This window comes from Ramlibacter sp., from assembly GCF_036676645.1.
Lineage (GTDB): Bacteria > Pseudomonadota > Gammaproteobacteria > Burkholderiales > Burkholderiaceae_C > Ramlibacter.
In genome coordinates this window covers 28,523-45,922 of sequence record NZ_JAKFCM010000099.1, presented here as the reverse complement: position 1 = coordinate 45,922, position 17,400 = coordinate 28,523, and the positions used below count along the sequence as shown (strand labels likewise).

General features: G+C 71.0%; 15 protein-coding genes. 6 read left to right on the top strand and 9 right to left on the bottom strand.

What is annotated here, in order from left to right; all coding sequences use genetic code 11:
- Nucleotides 1-23: 23 nt before the first annotated feature.
- From V6M57_RS14850 to galE, 3 genes are read right to left on the bottom strand one after another with little or no spacing between them, the layout of a single operon-like run.
- A complete protein-coding gene (locus tag V6M57_RS14850; RefSeq protein ID WP_332815774.1) occupies nucleotides 24-1,118 on the bottom strand; it encodes a glycosyltransferase family 9 protein in 1,095 nt (364 codons plus the stop codon).
- A gap of 10 nt (nucleotides 1,119-1,128) precedes the next feature.
- A complete protein-coding gene (gene msbA, locus V6M57_RS14845; RefSeq protein ID WP_442968833.1) occupies nucleotides 1,129-2,892 on the bottom strand; it encodes a lipid A export permease/ATP-binding protein MsbA in 1,764 nt (587 codons plus the stop codon).
- Nucleotides 2,856-3,854: a UDP-glucose 4-epimerase GalE gene (gene galE, locus V6M57_RS14840; protein WP_332815772.1), complete on the bottom strand. Its 999-nt coding sequence runs from the start codon at nucleotides 3,852-3,854 to the stop codon at nucleotides 2,856-2,858. The genes msbA and galE overlap by 37 nt, the downstream gene beginning before the upstream one ends.
- Before the next feature lie 77 nt (nucleotides 3,855-3,931).
- Here galE and V6M57_RS14835 point away from each other — a divergent pair, with 77 nt between their 5' ends.
- The 5 genes from V6M57_RS14835 (at nucleotide 3,932) to V6M57_RS14815 (ending at nucleotide 8,253) form a co-directional block, all read left to right on the top strand.
- Nucleotides 3,932-4,756: a glycosyltransferase family 2 protein gene (locus V6M57_RS14835; protein ID WP_332815771.1), complete on the top strand. Its 825-nt coding sequence runs from the start codon at nucleotides 3,932-3,934 to the stop codon at nucleotides 4,754-4,756.
- Nucleotides 4,746-6,029 (top strand): Tol-Pal system beta propeller repeat protein TolB, encoded by a 1,284-nt coding sequence (tolB, locus tag V6M57_RS14830; protein ID WP_332815770.1) that lies wholly within the window; start codon nucleotides 4,746-4,748, stop codon nucleotides 6,027-6,029. Before V6M57_RS14835 ends, tolB begins: the two co-directional genes overlap by 11 nt.
- Nucleotides 6,030-6,062: 33 nt before the next feature.
- A complete protein-coding gene (gene pal, locus V6M57_RS14825) occupies nucleotides 6,063-6,599 on the top strand; it encodes a peptidoglycan-associated lipoprotein Pal (protein WP_332815769.1) in 537 nt (178 codons plus the stop codon).
- An 89-nt stretch (nucleotides 6,600-6,688) separates the two neighbouring features.
- Nucleotides 6,689-7,459: a tol-pal system protein YbgF gene (ybgF, locus tag V6M57_RS14820; RefSeq protein ID WP_332815768.1), complete on the top strand. Its 771-nt coding sequence runs from the start codon at nucleotides 6,689-6,691 to the stop codon at nucleotides 7,457-7,459.
- Entirely contained in the window at nucleotides 7,459-8,253 is a 795-nt protein-coding gene (locus V6M57_RS14815; RefSeq protein ID WP_332815767.1) for a tRNA threonylcarbamoyladenosine dehydratase, read from the top strand. Before ybgF ends, V6M57_RS14815 begins: the two co-directional genes overlap by 1 nt.
- Before the next feature lie 43 nt (nucleotides 8,254-8,296).
- Here the strand turns inward: V6M57_RS14815 and V6M57_RS14810 are convergent, their stop codons facing one another.
- Complete coding sequence (locus tag V6M57_RS14810; RefSeq protein WP_332815766.1) at nucleotides 8,297-10,237, bottom strand: ABC-F family ATP-binding cassette domain-containing protein; 1,941 nt, start codon at nucleotides 10,235-10,237, stop codon at nucleotides 8,297-8,299.
- A 77-nt stretch (nucleotides 10,238-10,314) separates the two neighbouring features.
- The gene (gene prmB / locus V6M57_RS14805) at nucleotides 10,315-11,181 is read right to left on the bottom strand and encodes a 50S ribosomal protein L3 N(5)-glutamine methyltransferase (RefSeq protein WP_332815765.1); all 867 of its coding nucleotides are present in this window, start codon (nucleotides 11,179-11,181) and stop codon (nucleotides 10,315-10,317) included.
- A gap of 128 nt (nucleotides 11,182-11,309) precedes the next feature.
- On the opposite strand from prmB, the gene V6M57_RS14800 reads away from it, so the two are divergent.
- A complete protein-coding gene (locus V6M57_RS14800; protein WP_332815764.1) occupies nucleotides 11,310-12,875 on the top strand; it encodes a methyl-accepting chemotaxis protein in 1,566 nt (521 codons plus the stop codon).
- A gap of 89 nt (nucleotides 12,876-12,964) precedes the next feature.
- Here the strand turns inward: V6M57_RS14800 and dapE are convergent, their stop codons facing one another.
- The 4 genes from dapE to dapC are packed head-to-tail and all read right to left on the bottom strand — an operon-like array spanning nucleotide 12,965 to nucleotide 17,379.
- Nucleotides 12,965-14,146 (bottom strand): succinyl-diaminopimelate desuccinylase, encoded by a 1,182-nt coding sequence (gene dapE, locus V6M57_RS14795; RefSeq protein ID WP_332815763.1) that lies wholly within the window; start codon nucleotides 14,144-14,146, stop codon nucleotides 12,965-12,967.
- A gap of 1 nt (nucleotide 14,147) precedes the next feature.
- Nucleotides 14,148-15,308: a PilT/PilU family type 4a pilus ATPase gene (locus V6M57_RS14790; protein ID WP_332815762.1), complete on the bottom strand. Its 1,161-nt coding sequence runs from the start codon at nucleotides 15,306-15,308 to the stop codon at nucleotides 14,148-14,150.
- Nucleotides 15,309-15,346: 38 nt separating this feature from the next.
- Nucleotides 15,347-16,171, bottom strand: coding sequence for a 2,3,4,5-tetrahydropyridine-2,6-dicarboxylate N-succinyltransferase (gene dapD / locus V6M57_RS14785; RefSeq protein WP_332815761.1), 825 nt, complete (start codon nucleotides 16,169-16,171; stop codon nucleotides 15,347-15,349).
- A complete protein-coding gene (gene dapC, locus V6M57_RS14780) occupies nucleotides 16,168-17,379 on the bottom strand; it encodes a succinyldiaminopimelate transaminase (RefSeq protein ID WP_332815760.1) in 1,212 nt (403 codons plus the stop codon). Before dapC ends, dapD begins: the two co-directional genes overlap by 4 nt.
- Nucleotides 17,380-17,400 lie beyond the last annotated feature (21 nt).

The following is a 17,400-nucleotide window of genomic DNA, read 5'->3' as shown; positions in this document are numbered from 1 at the left end:
CGGGTGATTGCGCGCCCGGTAGTCTACCCGTTGCTCCTGCGGCTTCCGGTGAGCAGCCGCAGCGCCTGCGCCAGCACCTGCCCGGAGGTGATCGCCAGCAGGCAATCGCTGCGGCTCTGCAGGTGGTTCTCGCAGCCGGCCCGACCGCAGGGCACGCAGGGCAGCTCGGCCTGGATCAGGGTGACGTTGCCTTGCGACTGGACCGGGGCCCGGCGCAGGAACTGCACGGGCGCCTCGGACGCCGTGGCCGGCCAGGGCGCCCAGCGCTGCGGATTGGTGGGGCCGAAGACGGCCAGGGTCGGCACGCCGGTCGCGGCCGCGAGGTGCGACACGGAGGTGTCGGGGCCGATGTACAGCGCCGCGCGGGCCAGCAGGCCGGCCAGCTGGTTGAAGTCGAGCCGGCCCGACACGTCCAGCAGGTGCGGCGGGGGCGCCAGTTCGCGCAAGGGCGCGATGCATGCCTGGTCGCGCGCGCCGCCGCTGCCGGTCAGCACCACCTGATGGCCGCGTGCCAGCAGGGCACGGGCCAGCTCCGCGAATTTCTCCGGTGCCCATTGCTTGTACGGCCACATCGAAGGGGCGTGGATCACCACTGCGTCCGGGCGCAGCAGCCGCTCGATGTCGTCCGGCAGGGGAGTGGCCGGCGGCGGTATCACCTTCACCGGGCCGCTGCCGCTGGCTGTCCAGGGCGCCAGCAGGCGCAGCTTCTCGTCCACCACGTGCTCGCTGGCGAGGTCGCCCTGGCTGACGACTGCATGGCCCAGCAGCAGGCGCTTCCACCAGTTGCTGGCGTGCCGCGGGGGCAGCAGGCCGCTGCGCTCGCGGGCGGCGAGGCAGGCGATCAGGTGCGCGCGGTCCGATGCCTGGGTGACCAGCGCCAGGTCGTAGCGGCGCCAGAGGCGGCCTGCCAGCCGGGCGAATCCGGCCAGACCCAGCCTGGCGGGCGTCTCGATCAGCTGGTTCAGGTCGGGGTTGCCGCGCAGCATCCCCAGCGTGCCGGCGAAGCCGATCACGTCGATGCACGCCCGCGGCCAGCGGGTGCGGGCGGCGCGGATCAGCGGGGTGGTCAGCAGCACGTCGCCGATCTGGCGCGTCGCGACGACCAGGATGCTGTTCATGGCGGCCCGCTCACCCGGCTCCCTGCTGCAGCGCATGCAGGTGCGCGTACAGTCCGCCGCGCGCCAGCAGCTCCAGGTGCGTACCGGTTTCGGCTACGCGTCCCTGCTCCAGCACCACGACCTGGTCGGCGTGCTCGATGGTGGAGAGCCGGTGGGCGATGACGACGGTGGTGCGCCCGGCCATCAACCGCTGCAGCGCCTCCTGCACCAGGCGCTCGGAGGCTGCATCCAGCGCCGAGGTGGCTTCGTCCAGGATCAGGATGGGCGCATCCTTGTACAGCGCGCGGGCAATGGCCAGCCGCTGGCGCTGGCCGCCCGACAGCTCGGTGGCGTTGTGGCCGGTGACGGTGTCCAGTCCTTGCGGCAGGGAGTCGACCAGCTCGGCGAGGTTGGCGCCTTCCACGCAGCGCTGCAGCCGCCGTGGATCGACCGGCGCGTCCATGGTGATGTTGCTGGCCAGGCTGCCGTTGAACATCACCACGTCCTGGCTGACCAGTGCGAACTGGTCGCGCAGCGCCTGCAGCTGCCAGTGCGCCACGTCCTCGCCGTCCAGCAGCACCGCGCCGCCGTCGGGCACCACGAAGCGCGGCAGCAGGTTGGCCAGGGTGGTCTTGCCCGAGCCGGAAGGCCCCACCAGCGCCACGGTCCGGCCGGGCTCCAGCACCAGGCTGATGCGGTCCAGCGCGGGCGCGGCGTCGCCGCGGTAGCGGACCGTGACGTCGCGCAATTCGATGCGCCCGAGCGCGCGGCCGGGCGCGTGCGTGCCGCCGGATTCGGCGGGGGTGTGCTCGATCAGGTCGATGGCGCGCTGCACGCCCGCCAGTCCGCGCGCGATCGGGCTGGCCGCTTCCGACAGCCGCTTGATCGGCGCGATCAGCATCAGCATGGCGGTGATGAAGGAGGCGAAGGTGCCAATGGTCAGGCCGTCGCGCGACTGCCACAGCGCGATCGAGATCACCGCCGACAGCGCCGCAGCCGCCAGCATGTGGGTCAGCGGCGTGATCGCGGCCGACGCCACGGCCGACTTCATGGCCAGCCGGCGCAAGCCGGCGCTGAGCCCGGCGAAGCGGCTGGCCTGCGCCTGCTGCGCCCCGTGCAGGCGCACCACGCGCACCGCCAGCGCGTTTTCCTCGACCACGTAGGCCAGGTCGTTGGTGGCGGTCTGGGCGCTGCGCGCGATGCGGAACAGCCGCCGCGACAGCGTGCGCATGATCAGGGCCACTCCCGGCACGATCAGGAACACGATCAGCGTGAGCTGCCAGTTCAGGTACAGCAGGTACACCAGCAGCGCGAGCAGCGCCAGGCTGTCCTTGACCAGCCCCATCACCGAGTTGACCAGCAGCATCGCCCCGTTCTGCACCTCGAACACCACGGTGTTGGACAGCGTGGTGGCGTTCTGCTGCGAGAACAGCGACAGGCGTGCGTCCAGCAACCGGTCGAACATGGCCTTGCGCAGGGCGAGCAGTCCGTCCTGCGCGATGCGCGCCAGCGCCAGGTCGGCGATGAAGCCGGCGGCGCCGCGCACGGCGAACAGCAGCAGCAGGGTGGCCGGCACCATCCAGATCGCGATGCCGCCGGGCTGGAACCCCCGGTCCAGCAGCGGCTTGATCAGCGCCGGCACCAGCGGCTCGAGCGCGGAGGACACCACGGTGGCCAGCGCCGCGATCGCCCAGAAGCGCCTGCTGACGCCGCCGAAGTACGGCGCCAGCCAGCGCACGGCGGCGAGATCGATTCCCGTCACGCTGCCCGCTGCGCCTGCAGCTTGCGCTCCCATTGCCAGGCGTCGGCAATGATGGTGTCCAGGTCTTCGTACTGTGGCGTCCAGCCGAGCTCGGCCCTGGCCTTCGCGGCATCCGCCACCAGCACCGGCGGGTCGCCGGCGCGCGGGGGGTCGTCGCGCACCGGGATCGGGTGGCCCGTGACGCGGCGCGCCGCTTCGACCACTTCGTTGACGGAATGGCCCCGGCCGGTGCCCAGGTTGTAGACGCCGGTGGGCGCGCCGGCGTCGAGCCGGCGCAGCGCGGCGAGGTGGGCGGCGCACAGGTCCTGCACGTGGATGTAGTCGCGCAGGCAGGAGCCGTCGGGCGTGGCATGGTCCGAGCCGAAGCGCGAGACGAAGGCCCGGCGGCCGGAGGCGACCTGCAGCACCAGCGGGATCAGGTGCGTCTCGGGTTCGTGCCGCTCGCCAAGGCTGCCGTCCGGGTGCGCGCCGGCGGCATTGAAGTAGCGCAGCGAGATCGAGCGCAGGCCATGCGCCTGGCCGTAGTCCTGCAGCGCATGCTCCACCGCCAGCTTGCTGTGGCCGTAGGGATTGATCGGGCGGGTCGGGTGGTGCTCGGGAATCGGCACTTCCACCGGGTTGCCGTAGGTGGCTGCGGTGGACGAGAAGATGAACTGGCGCACGCCGTGCTCCAGCATCGTGTCCAGCAGGTCCAGCGTCTGCACCAGGTTGTTGCGCCAGTACTTGCCCGGCTGCGACATCGATTCGCCCACCAGGCTGGAGGCGGCGAAGTGCATCACGCAGCGCGGCTGCGCGCTGCGCAGGACGGCGCCCATGAAAGCGCGGTCGCCCAGCTGGCCCAGGTGCAGTTCGGCGCCGCCGACCGCGTCGGCATGGCCGGTGGCGAGGTTGTCCACCACGACCGGGCGATAGCCCTGGTCGGCGAGCATGCGGACCATGTGCGACCCGATGTAGCCGGCGCCGCCGACGACCACCACGGCCGGGAGTCTGTCCATGGGTGCAATAATCTTTTGGAACAGCGGGCGATTATGCCGTGGCCTCCCGGCCGGCCGGCCCTTCCGCGCCCCCGCGCATGCCATCCCTTTCCGTCATCGTCATCACCCGCAACGAAGCCGGCAACATCGGCCGCTGCCTGCGCTCGGCGCGATTCGCGGATGAGCTGGTCGTGGTCGACTCGGGCAGCATCGACGGCACCGCGGAACTGGCGCGCGGGCTGGGCGCGCGCGTCGTGGTCACCGGCGACTGGCCCGGCTTCGGCCCGCAGAAGAATCGCGCGCTGGACCTGGCCACGGGGGACTGGGTGCTGTCGCTCGACGCGGACGAGGAGATCACGCCGCCGCTGCAGCGCTCCATCGTCGCCGCCATGCAGGACGGGATGCACGACGCGTACAGCATCGGGCGCCGCTCCAGCTATTGCGGCCAGTACATGAAGCACTCGGGCTGGTACCCGGATCGCGTGGTGCGCCTGTTCCGCCGGGACCGGGGCCGTTTTTCCGGCGACCTGGTCCACGAACGGGTGCGGGTCGACGGCTCGGTGGGGCGGCTGGATGGCGACCTGCTGCACGAGAGCATGCCCACGCTGGAGTCCGTGATCGACAAGATGGATCGCTACTCCAGCGCGGGTGCGCAGGCGCTGCACGACCAGGGCGTGCGGGGGTCGCTGGGCAAGGCGCTGGGCCATGCGCTGTGGACCTTCCTGCGCACGTACTTCCTGCGCCGCGGCTTCCTGGACGGGAAGCTCGGGTTCGCGCTGGCGGTGTCCAATGCCGAGGGCACCTGGTACCGTTACCTGAAGCTGTGGCTGCTGCAGCGGGGGATAGGGCAGGGAACTCCGGCGCAACGCCCGAACCTCATGGGTTCCTCGGCAAACACAAGGAGAGTGGAAGATGGTTCGTGACTGTTGGCGGCGCCGGCAGGTGATCGCGGCGCTCGGCGTCACCGCCGCCGTGCCGTCCTGGGCCCAGTTCCGGGTCGAAGTGACCGGCGTCGGCCTGACGCAACTGCCCTTTGCCATCGTTCCTTTCCGCGGCGAGGCCGGCAGCCCCGAAAAGATCTCGGCCATCATCCGCGCCGACCTCGAGCGCAGCGGCCAGTTCCGCGCGATCGAGCCGCCGGTCAACCTGGTGATGGACGAGACCAGCCGCCCCGACGTCACGCCCTGGCGGCAGGCCGGCTCCGATTCGCTGGTCGCGGGCAGCGTGACCCGGCTGGCCGACGGCCGCCACGACGTGCGTTTCCGGCTCTGGGACGTGGTGCGCGGGCAGGACCTGGGCGGCCAGAGCTACGCCGTCACGCAGGGCGACCTGCGCCTGGCGGCGCACCGCATCGCGGACTTCATCTACGAGAAGCTGACCGGCGAGCGCGGCATCTTCTCCACGCGCATCGCCTACGTCACCAAGGGCGGGCCGCGCTACAACCTGTGGGTGGCCGATGCCGACGGCGAGAACGCCCAGTCGGCGCTGGCCAGCCCGGAGCCCATCATCTCGCCGGCCTGGTCGTCCAACGGCGCGCAGCTCGCCTACGTCTCCTTCGAGTCGCGCAAGCCGGTGGTCTACGTGCACGAAGTCGCCACCGGCCGGCGCCGGCTGCTGGCCAACTTCCGCGGCTCCAACAGTGCGCCGGCATGGGCGCCCGACGGCCGCACGCTCGCCGTCACCCTGAGCCGTGAAGGCGGCTCGCAGCTGTACACGATCGACGCCGGCGGCGGCGAGCCGCGCCGCCTGACGCAGTCGGCCGGCATCGACACCGAGCCGGTCTACGCGCCCGATGGCCGCAGCATCTATTTCGTCAGCGACCGCGGCGGAGCGCCGCAGGTCTATCGCATGCCGGTGACCGGCGGCTCGCCCCAGCGGGTCACGTTTACCGGCAGTTACAACATTTCGCCATCCGTCAGCCCCGACGGCCGGTGGCTCGCCTACGTCTCGCGCGTCCAGGGGCAGTTCAAGCTGCACGTGATGGAACTCCCCAGCGGCAATGGCGTGGCCATCACCGACAGCACGGCGGACGAGAGCCCCAGCTTCGCCCCCAACAGCCGCCTGATCGTCTACGCCACGCGCCAGAATGGCCGCGAAGCCCTCATGACCACCACGCTGGATGGCAAGATCAAGGCTCGGCTGGCAGGCCAGGGCGGCGACATCCGCGAGCCCGACTGGGGCCCGTTCCAGCGCTGAACACCCGAACACTTCGATCTGGAGGACAACTTGATGACTCTTCGCACCCTCATCGGCCTGTTGCTGGCCGCCTCGCTCGCCGCCTGCAGTTCCGGCGTCAAGCTCAATGACGTCCCGGTGGAAGACCGGCAGCCCGCCGTGGTCGCGCCGGGCGCCGGCGGCAGCACCGGTCCGGCCACGCAAAGCCAGGTCGCGCCGGTCGATGCGGACCCCGCGAGTGCCAACAAGGCCGGCCCGGCCAACGTGCAGCGCATCATCTTCTTCGACTACGACAGCTACGCGATCAAGCCCGAGGCGCAGCCGCTGGTCGAGGCGCATGCCCGCTTCCTGCGCGCCAACCCGCAGCGCCGCGTGGCCCTGGAGGGCCACACCGACGAGCGCGGCGGCCGCGAGTACAACCTGGCGCTCGGCCAGCGCCGCGCCGAAGCCGTGCGGCGCGCGCTGGGCCTGCTGGGCGTCAACGACAACCAGATGGAAGCGGTGAGCTTCGGCAAGGAAAAGCCCGCGGTGCCCGGCAGCGATGAATCCGCCTGGTCGCAGAACCGCCGGGTCGAGATCAGCTACCGATGATGCAAGCCCTGTCATTCGCGCCCGTGCCGTCGCGAAGGCCGGTTCCGCGGGAATCCGCGACGACGTACCGCTCCGCCCCGGCGTGGTGGATGTCGCTGCTCGCACGCGTGCTGGCCGCCGGCGTGCTGCTGGCGCCGCTGGCCGGCCACGCCGCGCTGTTCGAGGACGACGAGGCGCGCCGCGCCATCCTGGAGCTTCGCCAGCGCCTGGACGCGCAGCGCCAGGCCGGCGAGCGCCAGGCCCAGGACCTGCAGCGCGCCACCGAGGAGAACGCGCAGCTGCGCCGCAGCCTGCTGGACCTGCAGGCCCAGATCGACGCGCTGAAGAACGAAGTGGCGCGGATGCGCGGCCAGGACGAACAGCTCACGCGCGACATCGCCGACATGCAGCGCAGCCAGAAGGACGTTGCCGCCGCCGTGGAAGAGCGCCTGCGCAAGATCGAGCCGAACAAGGTCAGCGTCGACGGCCGCGAGTTCATGGCCGACCCGAACGAGCAGCGTGACTTCGACGCCGCCCTCGCCATCTTCCGCAAGGCCGACTTCCCGGCGGCGCAGGCGGCCTTCGCCGAGTTCCTCAAGCGCTATCCGCAGAGCAGCTACCGCCCCTCGGCGCTGTTCTGGCTGGGCAACGCGCAGTACGCCAACCGCGACTACCGCGGCGCGCTGGGCAACTTCCGCGCGCTGCTGCAGCAGGCGCCCGACCATGCGCGGGCGCCGGAAGCGGTGCTGTCCATCGCCAACTGCCAGATCGAGCTGAAGGACAACGCCGGCGCGCGCCGCACGCTCGACGACCTGGTCAAGGCCTATCCGCAATCGGAGGCGGCGGTGGCCGCGCGCGAGCGGCTCGCCCGCCTGCGCTGATGCAGCACGCGCTCGACCCCGGGACGGCCGACCTCGACCGCCGCTTCTCGGGACTGGAGCGCCTCTATGGCGTGCAGGGCGCCGCGGCCCTGCGGAAGGCCTGCGTGGCCGTGGTCGGCATCGGCGGCGTGGGGTCCTGGGCCGCCGAAGCGCTGGCGCGCAGCGGCATCGGCTCGCTGGTGCTGGTGGACCTGGACCACGTGGCCGAGTCCAACATCAATCGGCAGGTGCACGCACTGGACGCCACGATCGGGCAGGCCAAGGTGCTGGCGATGCGCGAGCGTATCGCGCAGATCCATCCCGGCTGCCGGGTGCACTGCGTCGAGGACTTCGCCGAAGCCGGCAACTGGCCCGGGCTGCTGCCGCGCCCGGTCGATGCGCTGATCGACGCGTGCGATGAAGTCAAGGCCAAGGTGGCGCTGGCCACGTGGGCGCTGCAGTCCGGGGTGCCGTTCATCGCCTGCGGTGCTGCCGGCGGCAAGCGCCTGGCGCACAAGGTGGATGTCGACGACCTTTCACAGGTCACCCACGACCCCCTGCTCGCGCAGGTGCGCTACCGGCTGCGCAAGTTCCATGGCGCGCCGCGCGAGGGCCGCCGCATCGGCGTCCCCTGCGTGTTCAGCCGCGAGGCGGTGGCGCCGCCCGATCCGTCCTGCGACATCGCCGGCGACGGTTCGCTCAATTGCCACGGCTACGGCTCCGTGGTGGCGGTCACGGCCACGTTCGGGCAGTGCGCGGCGGGTTGGGTGCTGGACCGCATGGCCAGCCAGCGCCGGTTGTCGGCCACGACCTGAGCCGGCCGGCCGGCCGGGTGCCAGGGACACCGATCGGCTCCGTTCAGCCGGCGGATTCGATGGCCTCGATCTCGCCCGACAAGGACAGCCAGCGCTCCTCGGCCGCTTCCAGCGCCGCCACGGCCTGCTTGAGGCGCTTGCCGGATTCGGCGATCTCCGCGGGAGCGAGCAGCGTGGCCATGCGCGACTCCAGCGACCGGATCTCGGCCTGCAAACGGCTCATCCGGTGTTCCGCCTCGGCCAGCTCCTTCTTCAGGGGGCGGGTGCGGACCGCGAGTTGCTGGCGGGCAGCGGCATCGATGCGTCGCTGCTCCTGCGGCTTTCCGGCGGGAGCGGGCCGCGGGGTGGCCGCAGGCGTGGGAGCGGGCGCCGCCTCCACCCGGGCGGCCTCGCGCAGGCGCCTGGCCTCGTCCAGCAGGTAGCGCTGGTAGTCGTCCAGGTCGCCGTCGAACGGCGCAACGCGGCCTGCGCCGACCAGCCAGAACTCGTCGCAGACCGAGCGCAGCAGGGCGCGGTCGTGGCTGACCAGCAGCACGGTGCCCTCGAACTCGTTGAGCGCGACCGCCAGCGCCTCGCGCGTGGCCAGGTCCAGGTGGTTGGTCGGCTCGTCCAGCAGCAGCAGGTTGGGGCGCTGCCACACGATCATGGCCAGCACCAGCCGCGCCTTCTCGCCGCCGCTCATGGTGCCGACCGCCTGCGCCACCATGTCGCCGCTGAAGTTGAAGCTGCCCAGGAAGTTGCGCAGTTCCTGCTCGCGCGCCGGCGGACCCACGTCGCGCGCCAGCCGCACCATGTGCTCCAGCGGGTTGCTGTCGGGGGACAGCACGTCCAGCTCCTGCTGGGCGAAGTAGCCGATGTGCAGGCCCTTGCCTTCGGTGATCGTGCCGCCCAGCGAGGGGATCTCCCGCGCGATGGTTTTCACCAGCGTCGACTTGCCCTGGCCATTGGCGCCCAGGATGCCGATGCGCTGGCCGGCGAGCACCGAGCGGTTGACGCCGCGCAGGACGACCTTGTCGCCGTACCCCAGCACCGCATCCGAGATCGCCAGCATCGGGTTGGGCAGGTTGGCCGGCTCCTTGAACTCGAAGCTGAACTCGGCTTCGGCCAGCACCGGCGCGATCTTCTCCATGCGCTCCAGCGCCTTGACCCGGCTTTGCGCCTGCTTCGCCTTGGTCGCCTTGGCCTTGAAGCGGTCGATGAACTTCTGCAGGTGGGCGATCTTTTCCTGCTGGCGCGCGAAGGCGGACTGCTGCTGCTCCAGCTGCTGGGCCCGCAAGGTCTCGAACGCGCTGTAGTTGCCGCCATAGCGGGTCAGCTTCTGGTGGTCGATGTGCAGCGTGACGCCGGCCACTGCGTCGAGGAATTCGCGGTCGTGGCTGATCACGATCAGCGTGCCGGGGTAGCGCTGCAGCCAGGACTCCAGCCAGACCAGCGCGTCCAGGTCCAGGTGGTTGGTCGGCTCGTCCAGCAGCAGCAGGTCGGACGGCGCCATCAGCGCGCGGGCCAGCTGCAGGCGCATGCGCCAGCCGCCGGAGAAGCTGTTCACCGGCTGCGAGAGCTCGTGCACCTTGAAGCCCAGGCCCAGGATCAGCGATTGCGCGCGCGGCACCGCATCGTGCTCGCCGGCGTCGGCCAGGTCGGAATGCGCCTGCGCGATCTGCATGCCGTCGCCGGCCGCTTCGGCCTGCACCAGCGCCGCGCGCAACGCCATCAGCCGGGTGTCGCCGCCCAACACGAAATCGGTCGCGCTCTCGCCCGTCTCCGGCATGTGCTGCGCGACCTGGGACAGCTGCCAGTGCGCCGGCATCGAGAACTCGCCGGCATCCTCGTGCAGGGCGCCGGTGAACAGGGCGAACAGGCTGGACTTGCCGGCGCCGTTGCGCCCGACCAGGGCCACCTTTTCGCCGGGGTTGAGCGTGACCGATACCTGGTCCAGCAGCACCTTGGCGCCGCGGCGCAGGGTCAGGTTGCGCAGCGTGATCATCGAATGTGGGTCCGGAAATGGGCGAGGGCGCCGACGCGCCCCCGCAGGTCATGATCGGGCGCCTGGCGCCCAGGCCGTCATTGTCGCACCAGCGCCTGCCGGGTGAGCAGCAGCACCTGGTCGGCGCCGGCGCTGGTGTCCAGCCAGACCGCCTCCAGGCGCGGGAAGGCGCGCTCGAAGTGTTCGCGCTCATTGCCGATCTCCAGCACCAGCACGGCGGCTTCGCCCATGCGCGAGGGTGCGTCCTGCAGCAGGGTGCGGATGAAGTCCATGCCGTCGGCGCCGCCGGCCAGTGCCAGCAGCGGCTCGGCGCGGTATTCGGCGGGCAGGGCCGCCATGCTGGCGCTGTTGACGTAGGGCGGGTTGCACAGGACCAGGTCGTAGGGTCCGGTCAGCGCGGACAGGCCGTCGGACCGCAGCAAGCGGATGCGGTCCCGCAGGCCGTGCTTGCGCACGTTGATGTCGGCCACCGCCAGCGCGTCCGGCGACAGGTCGGCGGCATCGACCTGCACTTCGGGCCAGGCCATCGCCGCCAGCACCGCCAGGCTGCCGTTGCCGGTGCACAGGTCCAGCACCCGGCGCGTGTGCTCGCCCAGCCACGGGTCGATGGTGCCTTCGGCCAGCAGCTCGGCGATGAAGCTGCGCGGCACGATGGCGCGCTCGTCCACGTAGAAGGGCACGCCCTGCAGCCAGGCTTCGCGCGTCAGGTAGGCCGCCGGCTTGCGGCTGGCGATGCGCTCCTCGACCAGGGCCTGCGCCTGCTCGCCGCGCTCGGCGTCGACTTCATCCCGCTCGTGGTCGTCCAGGCCGTCCAGCGGCAGGCCCAGCTTCCACAGGACCAGCCAGGCGGCCTCGTCGAAGGCGTTGGCGGTCCCATGGCCGAAGGCGACGTCGGCTTGCTGCAGGCGGCGGGCGCAGTCCGCCACGAGTTCGAGCAGGGTCATGCTCCGATTATCCGGAGCAGAACCCCGGTCGGCAGGCGGGGCGAGTTGCACGGATTGCCGAGTTCCACGGCTGTGCTTATCCTGCCCTGGCAGGCGGCGCCGTGACCCCTGCAGTACAGGAGCGGCCCATGAGTGCCTACGCGATCCATCCCCCCGATGCCCCGGCGCGCACGCCGGTGCGGCTGTCGCTGGACCCCGGTTCCGCCCTGGCGCGCAGGTTCCCGCTACGCGCCAAGCTGGCCTTGCTGGCCGCCGTGGCCATCCTGCCGTACGTGGCTGCGCTTCCGGCGCTGGCCGCCAGTGGCGCCTGGGCGGCGCTCGGGCTGTGCGTGGCCGCCGGCGTGGCCCTGCCGTACCTGTGCTGGTCGTTCCATCGCACCTTTGCCGATAGCGTGGCGGGCCTGCTGCGTTTCATGCGGGACATCGAGCAGGGCCGGCTCGATGGCGTCGGGCAGGTGCAGACCGGGCGCGACCTGGCCGAGATCGCACAGGGCCTGTCGCGACTGGCCACCGGCCTGTCGGCCATCGTCGCGGACGTGCGCACCAGCGCCGCACTGGTCGAGCAGGCGGGGCACACGCTGGCGCGCGGCCACCGCGACCTCGCGGCCCGCACCGAGCAGCAGGCGGCCAACCTGGAGGAGACTGCCGCCAGCGTGGAGCAGCTCGAATCGACCGTGCAGCAGAACGCACGCGCCGCCCAGCGGGCCGATGCCGAGGCAGGACGGGTGCGCGCGGCCGCGGAGGGGGGCTCCGCCTCCATGGATGAAGCGGTGGGCTCGGTGGGCGCCATCCAGAACGACACGCAGCGCGTGCGTGAACTGGTGGCCATCATCGACCACGTCGCCTTCCAGACCAACGTGCTGGCCCTCAACGCCGCGGTGGAGGCGGCCCGGGCGGGCGAGCGGGGGCGCGGCTTTGCCGTGGTCGCATCGGAGGTGCGGCAACTGGCGCAGCGCTGCGCGCAGGAGGCGCGGCAGATCCGCGAGCTGGTCGAGACCTCGGCCAGCCACGTCGATGACGGCGTCAAGCGCATCCGTTCGGCCGGCGGCGAGATCGCCTCGATCGTCGCCGCGGTGCGCGGCATGGCCGAGCAGGTCACGCAGATCTCCAGCGCCAGCGCCGAACAGGGCGTCGGGCTGGGGGAGATTTCCAGGGCGGTGCGGCACCTGGACGCGATCACCCAGAGCAACAACGCGATGGTGGAAGAGGCCGCCAGCCAGGCGGTCGCCCTGCGCGAGCGGGCCCGCAGCCTGTCGCGCGCGGTGGCCCACTTCACCCTGATGCAGGGCACGGCGAGCGAAGCCTTCCAGTTGGTCGCGCGGGCCAAGCAGGCGTTCGAGCGGATGCCGCGCCAGGACTACCTGCGCGCCCTGACCGATCCACGCAACGGCTTCTTCGACCGCGACATGTACGTCTTCGCGCTGGACGCGCAGGGCACCTACCTGGCCTTCGGCGGCAACCCGGACAAGGTCGGCACCCGCGTGCAGGACATTCGTGGCGTGGACGGCAACGCGCTGCTGGCGGCCATCGTGCGGCAGGCCGAGCAGGCGCCCGGCTGGGTGGAGTACGACATCGTGAACCCGGTCACCCGGCTGGTGCAGCCCAAGATGTCCTTCGTGGTCAAGCTGGGCGAGCTGTACGTGGGCTGCGGCGTCTACAAGTCCCTGCTGCGGCCGGACGCAGCCGCCCGGTAGCCCGGCGTCGGCGCCGACAACCGCCATGTCATCGCGGCCTCGAGCCGCAATCCATCGCCTGTCGTTCGAGTCCGCGCGGCCGTGTGCACTCAGCCAGGTCGGCGCCGGCTTTCGCCGGGGGGACAGGCACTCGCCAGCAGCTCGATCGTGCGCCGGTAGATGTCCTTCAGCGGCTCGATCTGGTCGACCGGGATGTGCTCGTCGATCTTGTGGATCATGCGGTTGACCGGGCCGAACTCCACCACCTGCGGGCAGATCCGCGAGATGAAGCGGCCGTCGCTGGTGCCGCCGGTGGTGGACAGCTCGGTCTCGATGCCGGCCACCTCGCGGATCGCCTGCTGCATGGCGCCCACCAGTTCGGCCGGCCGGGTCAGGAAGGGCAGGCCGCCCAGGGTCCAGTCGATCCGGTAGTCCAGTGCGTGCCGGTCCAGCACCTCGTGCACGCGCTGCCTCAGCCCGTCGGGCGTCGATTCGGTGCAGTAGCGGAAGTTGAAATCCACCGCCAGGGTGCCCGGGATCACGTTGGTCGCACCGGTGCCCGCCTGGATGTTGCTGGCCTGGAAGCTGGTGGGCGGGAAGAAGTCGTTGCCGCGGTCCCACTCGATCGCGGCCAGCTCGGCGAGGGCCGGCAGCGCCAGGTGGATCGGGTTCCTCGCCAGTTGCGGGTAGGCGATGTGGCCTTGCACCCCGAGCACCGTGAGCCGGCCCGACAGGCTGCCGCGGCGGCCGTTCTTGATCATGTCGCCCAGGCGCTCCACCGAGCTGGGTTCGCCCACGATGCACCAGTCCAGCTTCTCGCCGCGCGCCTTGAGCTGCTCACAGACCACGACCGTGCCGTCGACGGCCGGGCCTTCCTCGTCGCTGGTGATCAGGAAGGCCAGCGAGAGCGCCGGCTCGGGGTGGGCGGCCAGGAATTCCTCGACGGCCACCACGAAGGCCGCAAGGGAGGTCTTCATGTCGGCGGCGCCGCGGCCGTACAGCTTGCCGTCGCGGTGGGCCGGCATGAACGGGTCGGTGCTCCACTGCTCCAGCGGGCCGGTGGGCACGACATCGGTGTGGCCGGCAAAGACCAGGGTGGGCGCGCCCGGCTCGCCCGAAGCGAGCTTGGCCCAGAGGTTGGTGACGCGGAAGTCCGCCGGGCCGCTGGTGATGGTTTCGCAGTCGAAGCCCAGCGGCGCGAGGCGCTCGCGAATGAGTTGCTGGCAGCCGCCGTCGTCGGGCGTGACGGAGCGGCGCGAGATCAGCTGCTCGGCAAGGTAGAGGGTTTTCACCTTAGTGCTTGACGTCCAGCGTGATCTCCGTGAACGACGGCTCGTCGGCCAGGTCTTCCTCGCTGGCGCCTTCCTCCGGCCGGGCCGCGCCGGCCCCGGCGCCGAAGTCGTTCTGCAGGCGCCACTGCAGGTTGGTGGGCGAGTCGGCGTTGGCGATGCCTTCTTTCCTGTCCACCACGCCGTCGACGATCAGCTGGGCGATGGCCTGCTCGAAGGTCTGCGAGCCTTCGGCCATGGACTTCTCCATGGCTTCCTTCACGCCGGAGAAGTCGCCCTTCTCGATCAGTTCGGACACCAGCTTGGTGTTGAGCATGACCTCCACCGCCGGCGCGCGGCCGCCGTGTACCGTGCGCAGCAGGCGTTGCGACACGATCGCCTTGAGCGCCGCGGCCAGGTCGCCCAGCATGGTGGGCCGCACTTCCACCGGGTAGAACGACAGGATGCGGTTGAGTGCCTGGTAGCTGTTGTTGGCGTGCATGGTGGCCAGGCACAGGTGGCCGGATTGCGCATAGGCGACAGCGGCCGACATGGTTTCGCGGTCGCGGATCTCGCCCACCAGGATGACGTCCGGCGCCTGCCGCAGCGCGTTCTTGAGGGCGACCGCCATCGAGGCGGTGTCGGTTCCCACTTCGCGCTGGTTGACCACCGACTTCTTGTTCCTGAACAGGAATTCGACCGGATCCTCGATCGTCAGGATGTGGCCGGACGCCCTCTCGTTGCGGTAGTCCATCATGGCTGCGAGCGTGGTGCTCTTGCCGGCGCCGGTGGAGCCCACCATCAGCAGCAGTCCGCGCTTTTCCATGATCAGGTCGCCCAGGATCATGGGCACGTTGAGCGACTCCAGCGGCGGGATCTCGGTGGTGATGAAGCGGATCACCGCGGCGTAGGTGCCGCGCTGGCGCATGGCGGAGAAGCGGAAGTTGCCCACGCCCTCGATCGCGTGCGCCATGTTCAGCTCACCGGTCTCTTCCAGCTCGGTCATGCGCTTGGCCGGCAGCACCTCGGCCAGCAGCGCCCTGGGTGCGTCGGCCGGCAGCAGCTGGTTGTTGATCGGCACGCACTGGCCGTTGATCTTGATCAGCGCCGGCGCGTGCGCCGACAGGTAGACGTCCGACGCCTTCTTGTCGCCCATCAGGCGCAGGATCCGCTCCATCGTGCTCATCGGGCTCGCTCCGCTCGCAGGGGACCAGGGGCCAGGGACTAGGGCCGGAGCAGGTCGTTCAGCGAGGTCTTGGCCCGGGTCTGGGCGTCGACGCGCTTGACGATGATGGCCGCGTACAGGCTGTACTTGCCGCCGTCCTTGGGCAGGCTGCCGGAGATCACCACCGAGCCGGCCGGCACCCGGCCGTAGCTGACCTCGCCGGTGGCGCGGTCGTAGATCGGGGTGCTCTGGCCGATGTACACCCCCATGGAGACCACCGAGTTCTCCTCGACGATCACGCCTTCCACGATCTCGGAGCGGGCGCCGATGAAGCAGTTGTCCTCGATGATGGTCGGGTTGGCCTGCAGCGGCTCCAGCACGCCGCCCAGGCCGACGCCGCCGGACAGGTGGACATTCTTGCCGACCTGCGCGCAGGAGCCCACCGTGGCCCAGGTGTCCACCATGGTGCCCTCGTCGACGTAGGCGCCGATGTTCACGTAGCTGGGCATCAGCACCGCGCCCCGGGCGATGTAGCTGCCGCGTCGAGCCACGGCCGGCGGCACCACCCGCACGCCGGTGGCGGCCATCTCTTCGGGCGACAGGTGGGCGAACTTGGTGGGCACCTTGTCGAAGAAGGCCAGCTCGCCGGCCTTCATCAGTGCGTTGTCCTTCAGGCGGAACGACAGCAGCACCGCCTTCTTGATCCACTGGTGCACGGTCCACTGGCCCACGCCCTGGCGCGTGGCCACGCGCAGGCGCCCGTGGTTCAACTCGGCGATCACGTGCTCGACCGCCTCGGTCACTTCCCTGGGCGCACCCTGGGGCGAGAGGCTGGCGCGGTTGTCCCAGGCGGTGTCGATGGTCTGCTGCAGGTGTTGGGTCATGTCGGGGAAAAGTTCTTCTGGACGAATTGGACGATGCGGTGCGCCGCTTCCAGGCACTCGGCGCCTTGCGCCACCAGGGCCATGCGCACGCGGCCGGCGCCGGGATTGTGGCCGCCGCTCTCGCGGGCAAGGAAGCTGCCCGGCAAGACCGTCACATTGTATTGAGCCAGCAGCTCGCGGGCGAAGCCGGTGTCGTCGCCGCCGGGCACGCCGGCCCACAGGTAGAAGGCGGCGTCCGGCAGGCGCACGTCCAGCACCGGCGCCAGCACCGGGGTGACCTGCTCGAACTTGCGCCGGTACTCGGCGCGGTTGTCGGCCACGTGCTGCTCGTCGCCCCAGGCGGCGATGCTGGCGGCCTGCACCGGCGGCGCCATCGCGCTACCGTGGTAGGTGCGGTACAGGGCGAAGGCCTTGAGCAGCTGCGCGTCGCCGGCGACGAAGCCGCTGCGCAGGCCGGGCACGTTGCTGCGCTTGGACAGGCTGGTGAAGGCCACCAGCCGGGGAAAGCCCGTGCGTCCCAGCTGGGCGGCGGCTTCCAGGGCGCCCAGCGGCGGCTCGTCGCGGAACCAGATCTCGCTGTAGCACTCGTCGGAAGCGATCACGAAGCCGTGCCGGTCGGACAGCTCGAACAGCTTGCGCCACTCGGCCAGCGGCATCACGGCCCCCGTGGGGTTGCCCGGCGAGCAGACGTAGACCAGCTGGGTGCGGGTCCAGGCCTCGGCCGGCACGCTGTCCCAGTCGACCGCGAAGTTGCGCGCCGGGTCGCTCGGCGCGTAGTACGGCTGCGCCCCGGCGAGCAGGGTGGCGCCCTCGTAGATCTGGTAGAAGGGATTGGGGCAGACCACCACCGCATCGCGGGTCGGATCGACCACCGCCTGGGCGAACGCGAACAGCGCCTCGCGCGAGCCGTTGACCGGCAGCACCTGGGTGGCCGGGTCCAGGTCCAGCCCGTAGCGGCGCTGCAGCCAGCCGGTGAAGGCTTCCCGCAGGGCGGGCGTGCCGACGGTGGGCGGGTAGCCGGCCAGGTCGGTGCCGGGGGTTTCGAGGGCCGCTTCGAGCGCCCGCTTGATGAAGGCCGGCGTCGGGTGCCTGGGCTCGCCGATGCCCAGGCTGATCGGCCGATACGCCGGGTTGGGGGTCACGCCCGCGAACAACTGCCGCAGCCGCTCGAACGGGTAGGGCTGCAGGCGGGCCAGGAGGGGGTTCATGGGGGGCGATTATCGGGTCGC

What these genes read in the sequence shown, in the direction of transcription:
- V6M57_RS14850 (WP_332815774.1), bottom strand. Translation starts at nt 1,118, where the DNA reads ATGAACAGCATCCTGGTCGTCGCGACGCGCCAGATCGGCGACGTGCTG.
- msbA (WP_442968833.1), bottom strand. Translation starts at nt 2,892, where the DNA reads ATGGGAGCGCAAGCTGCAGGCGCAGCGGGCAGCGTGACGGGAATCGAT.
- galE (WP_332815772.1), bottom strand. Translation starts at nt 3,854, where the DNA reads ATGGACAGACTCCCGGCCGTGGTGGTCGTCGGCGGCGCCGGCTACATC.
- V6M57_RS14835 (WP_332815771.1), top strand. Translation starts at nt 3,932, where the DNA reads ATGCCATCCCTTTCCGTCATCGTCATCACCCGCAACGAAGCCGGCAAC.
- tolB (WP_332815770.1), top strand. Translation starts at nt 4,746, where the DNA reads ATGGTTCGTGACTGTTGGCGGCGCCGGCAGGTGATCGCGGCGCTCGGC.
- pal (WP_332815769.1), top strand. Translation starts at nt 6,063, where the DNA reads ATGACTCTTCGCACCCTCATCGGCCTGTTGCTGGCCGCCTCGCTCGCC.
- ybgF (WP_332815768.1), top strand. Translation starts at nt 6,689, where the DNA reads ATGTCGCTGCTCGCACGCGTGCTGGCCGCCGGCGTGCTGCTGGCGCCG.
- V6M57_RS14815 (WP_332815767.1), top strand. Translation starts at nt 7,459, where the DNA reads ATGCAGCACGCGCTCGACCCCGGGACGGCCGACCTCGACCGCCGCTTC.
- V6M57_RS14810 (WP_332815766.1), bottom strand. Translation starts at nt 10,237, where the DNA reads ATGATCACGCTGCGCAACCTGACCCTGCGCCGCGGCGCCAAGGTGCTG.
- prmB (WP_332815765.1), bottom strand. Translation starts at nt 11,181, where the DNA reads ATGACCCTGCTCGAACTCGTGGCGGACTGCGCCCGCCGCCTGCAGCAA.
- V6M57_RS14800 (WP_332815764.1), top strand. Translation starts at nt 11,310, where the DNA reads ATGAGTGCCTACGCGATCCATCCCCCCGATGCCCCGGCGCGCACGCCG.
- V6M57_RS14790 (WP_332815762.1), bottom strand. Translation starts at nt 15,308, where the DNA reads ATGAGCACGATGGAGCGGATCCTGCGCCTGATGGGCGACAAGAAGGCG.
- dapD (WP_332815761.1), bottom strand. Translation starts at nt 16,171, where the DNA reads ATGACCCAACACCTGCAGCAGACCATCGACACCGCCTGGGACAACCGC.
- dapC (WP_332815760.1), bottom strand. Translation starts at nt 17,379, where the DNA reads ATGAACCCCCTCCTGGCCCGCCTGCAGCCCTACCCGTTCGAGCGGCTG.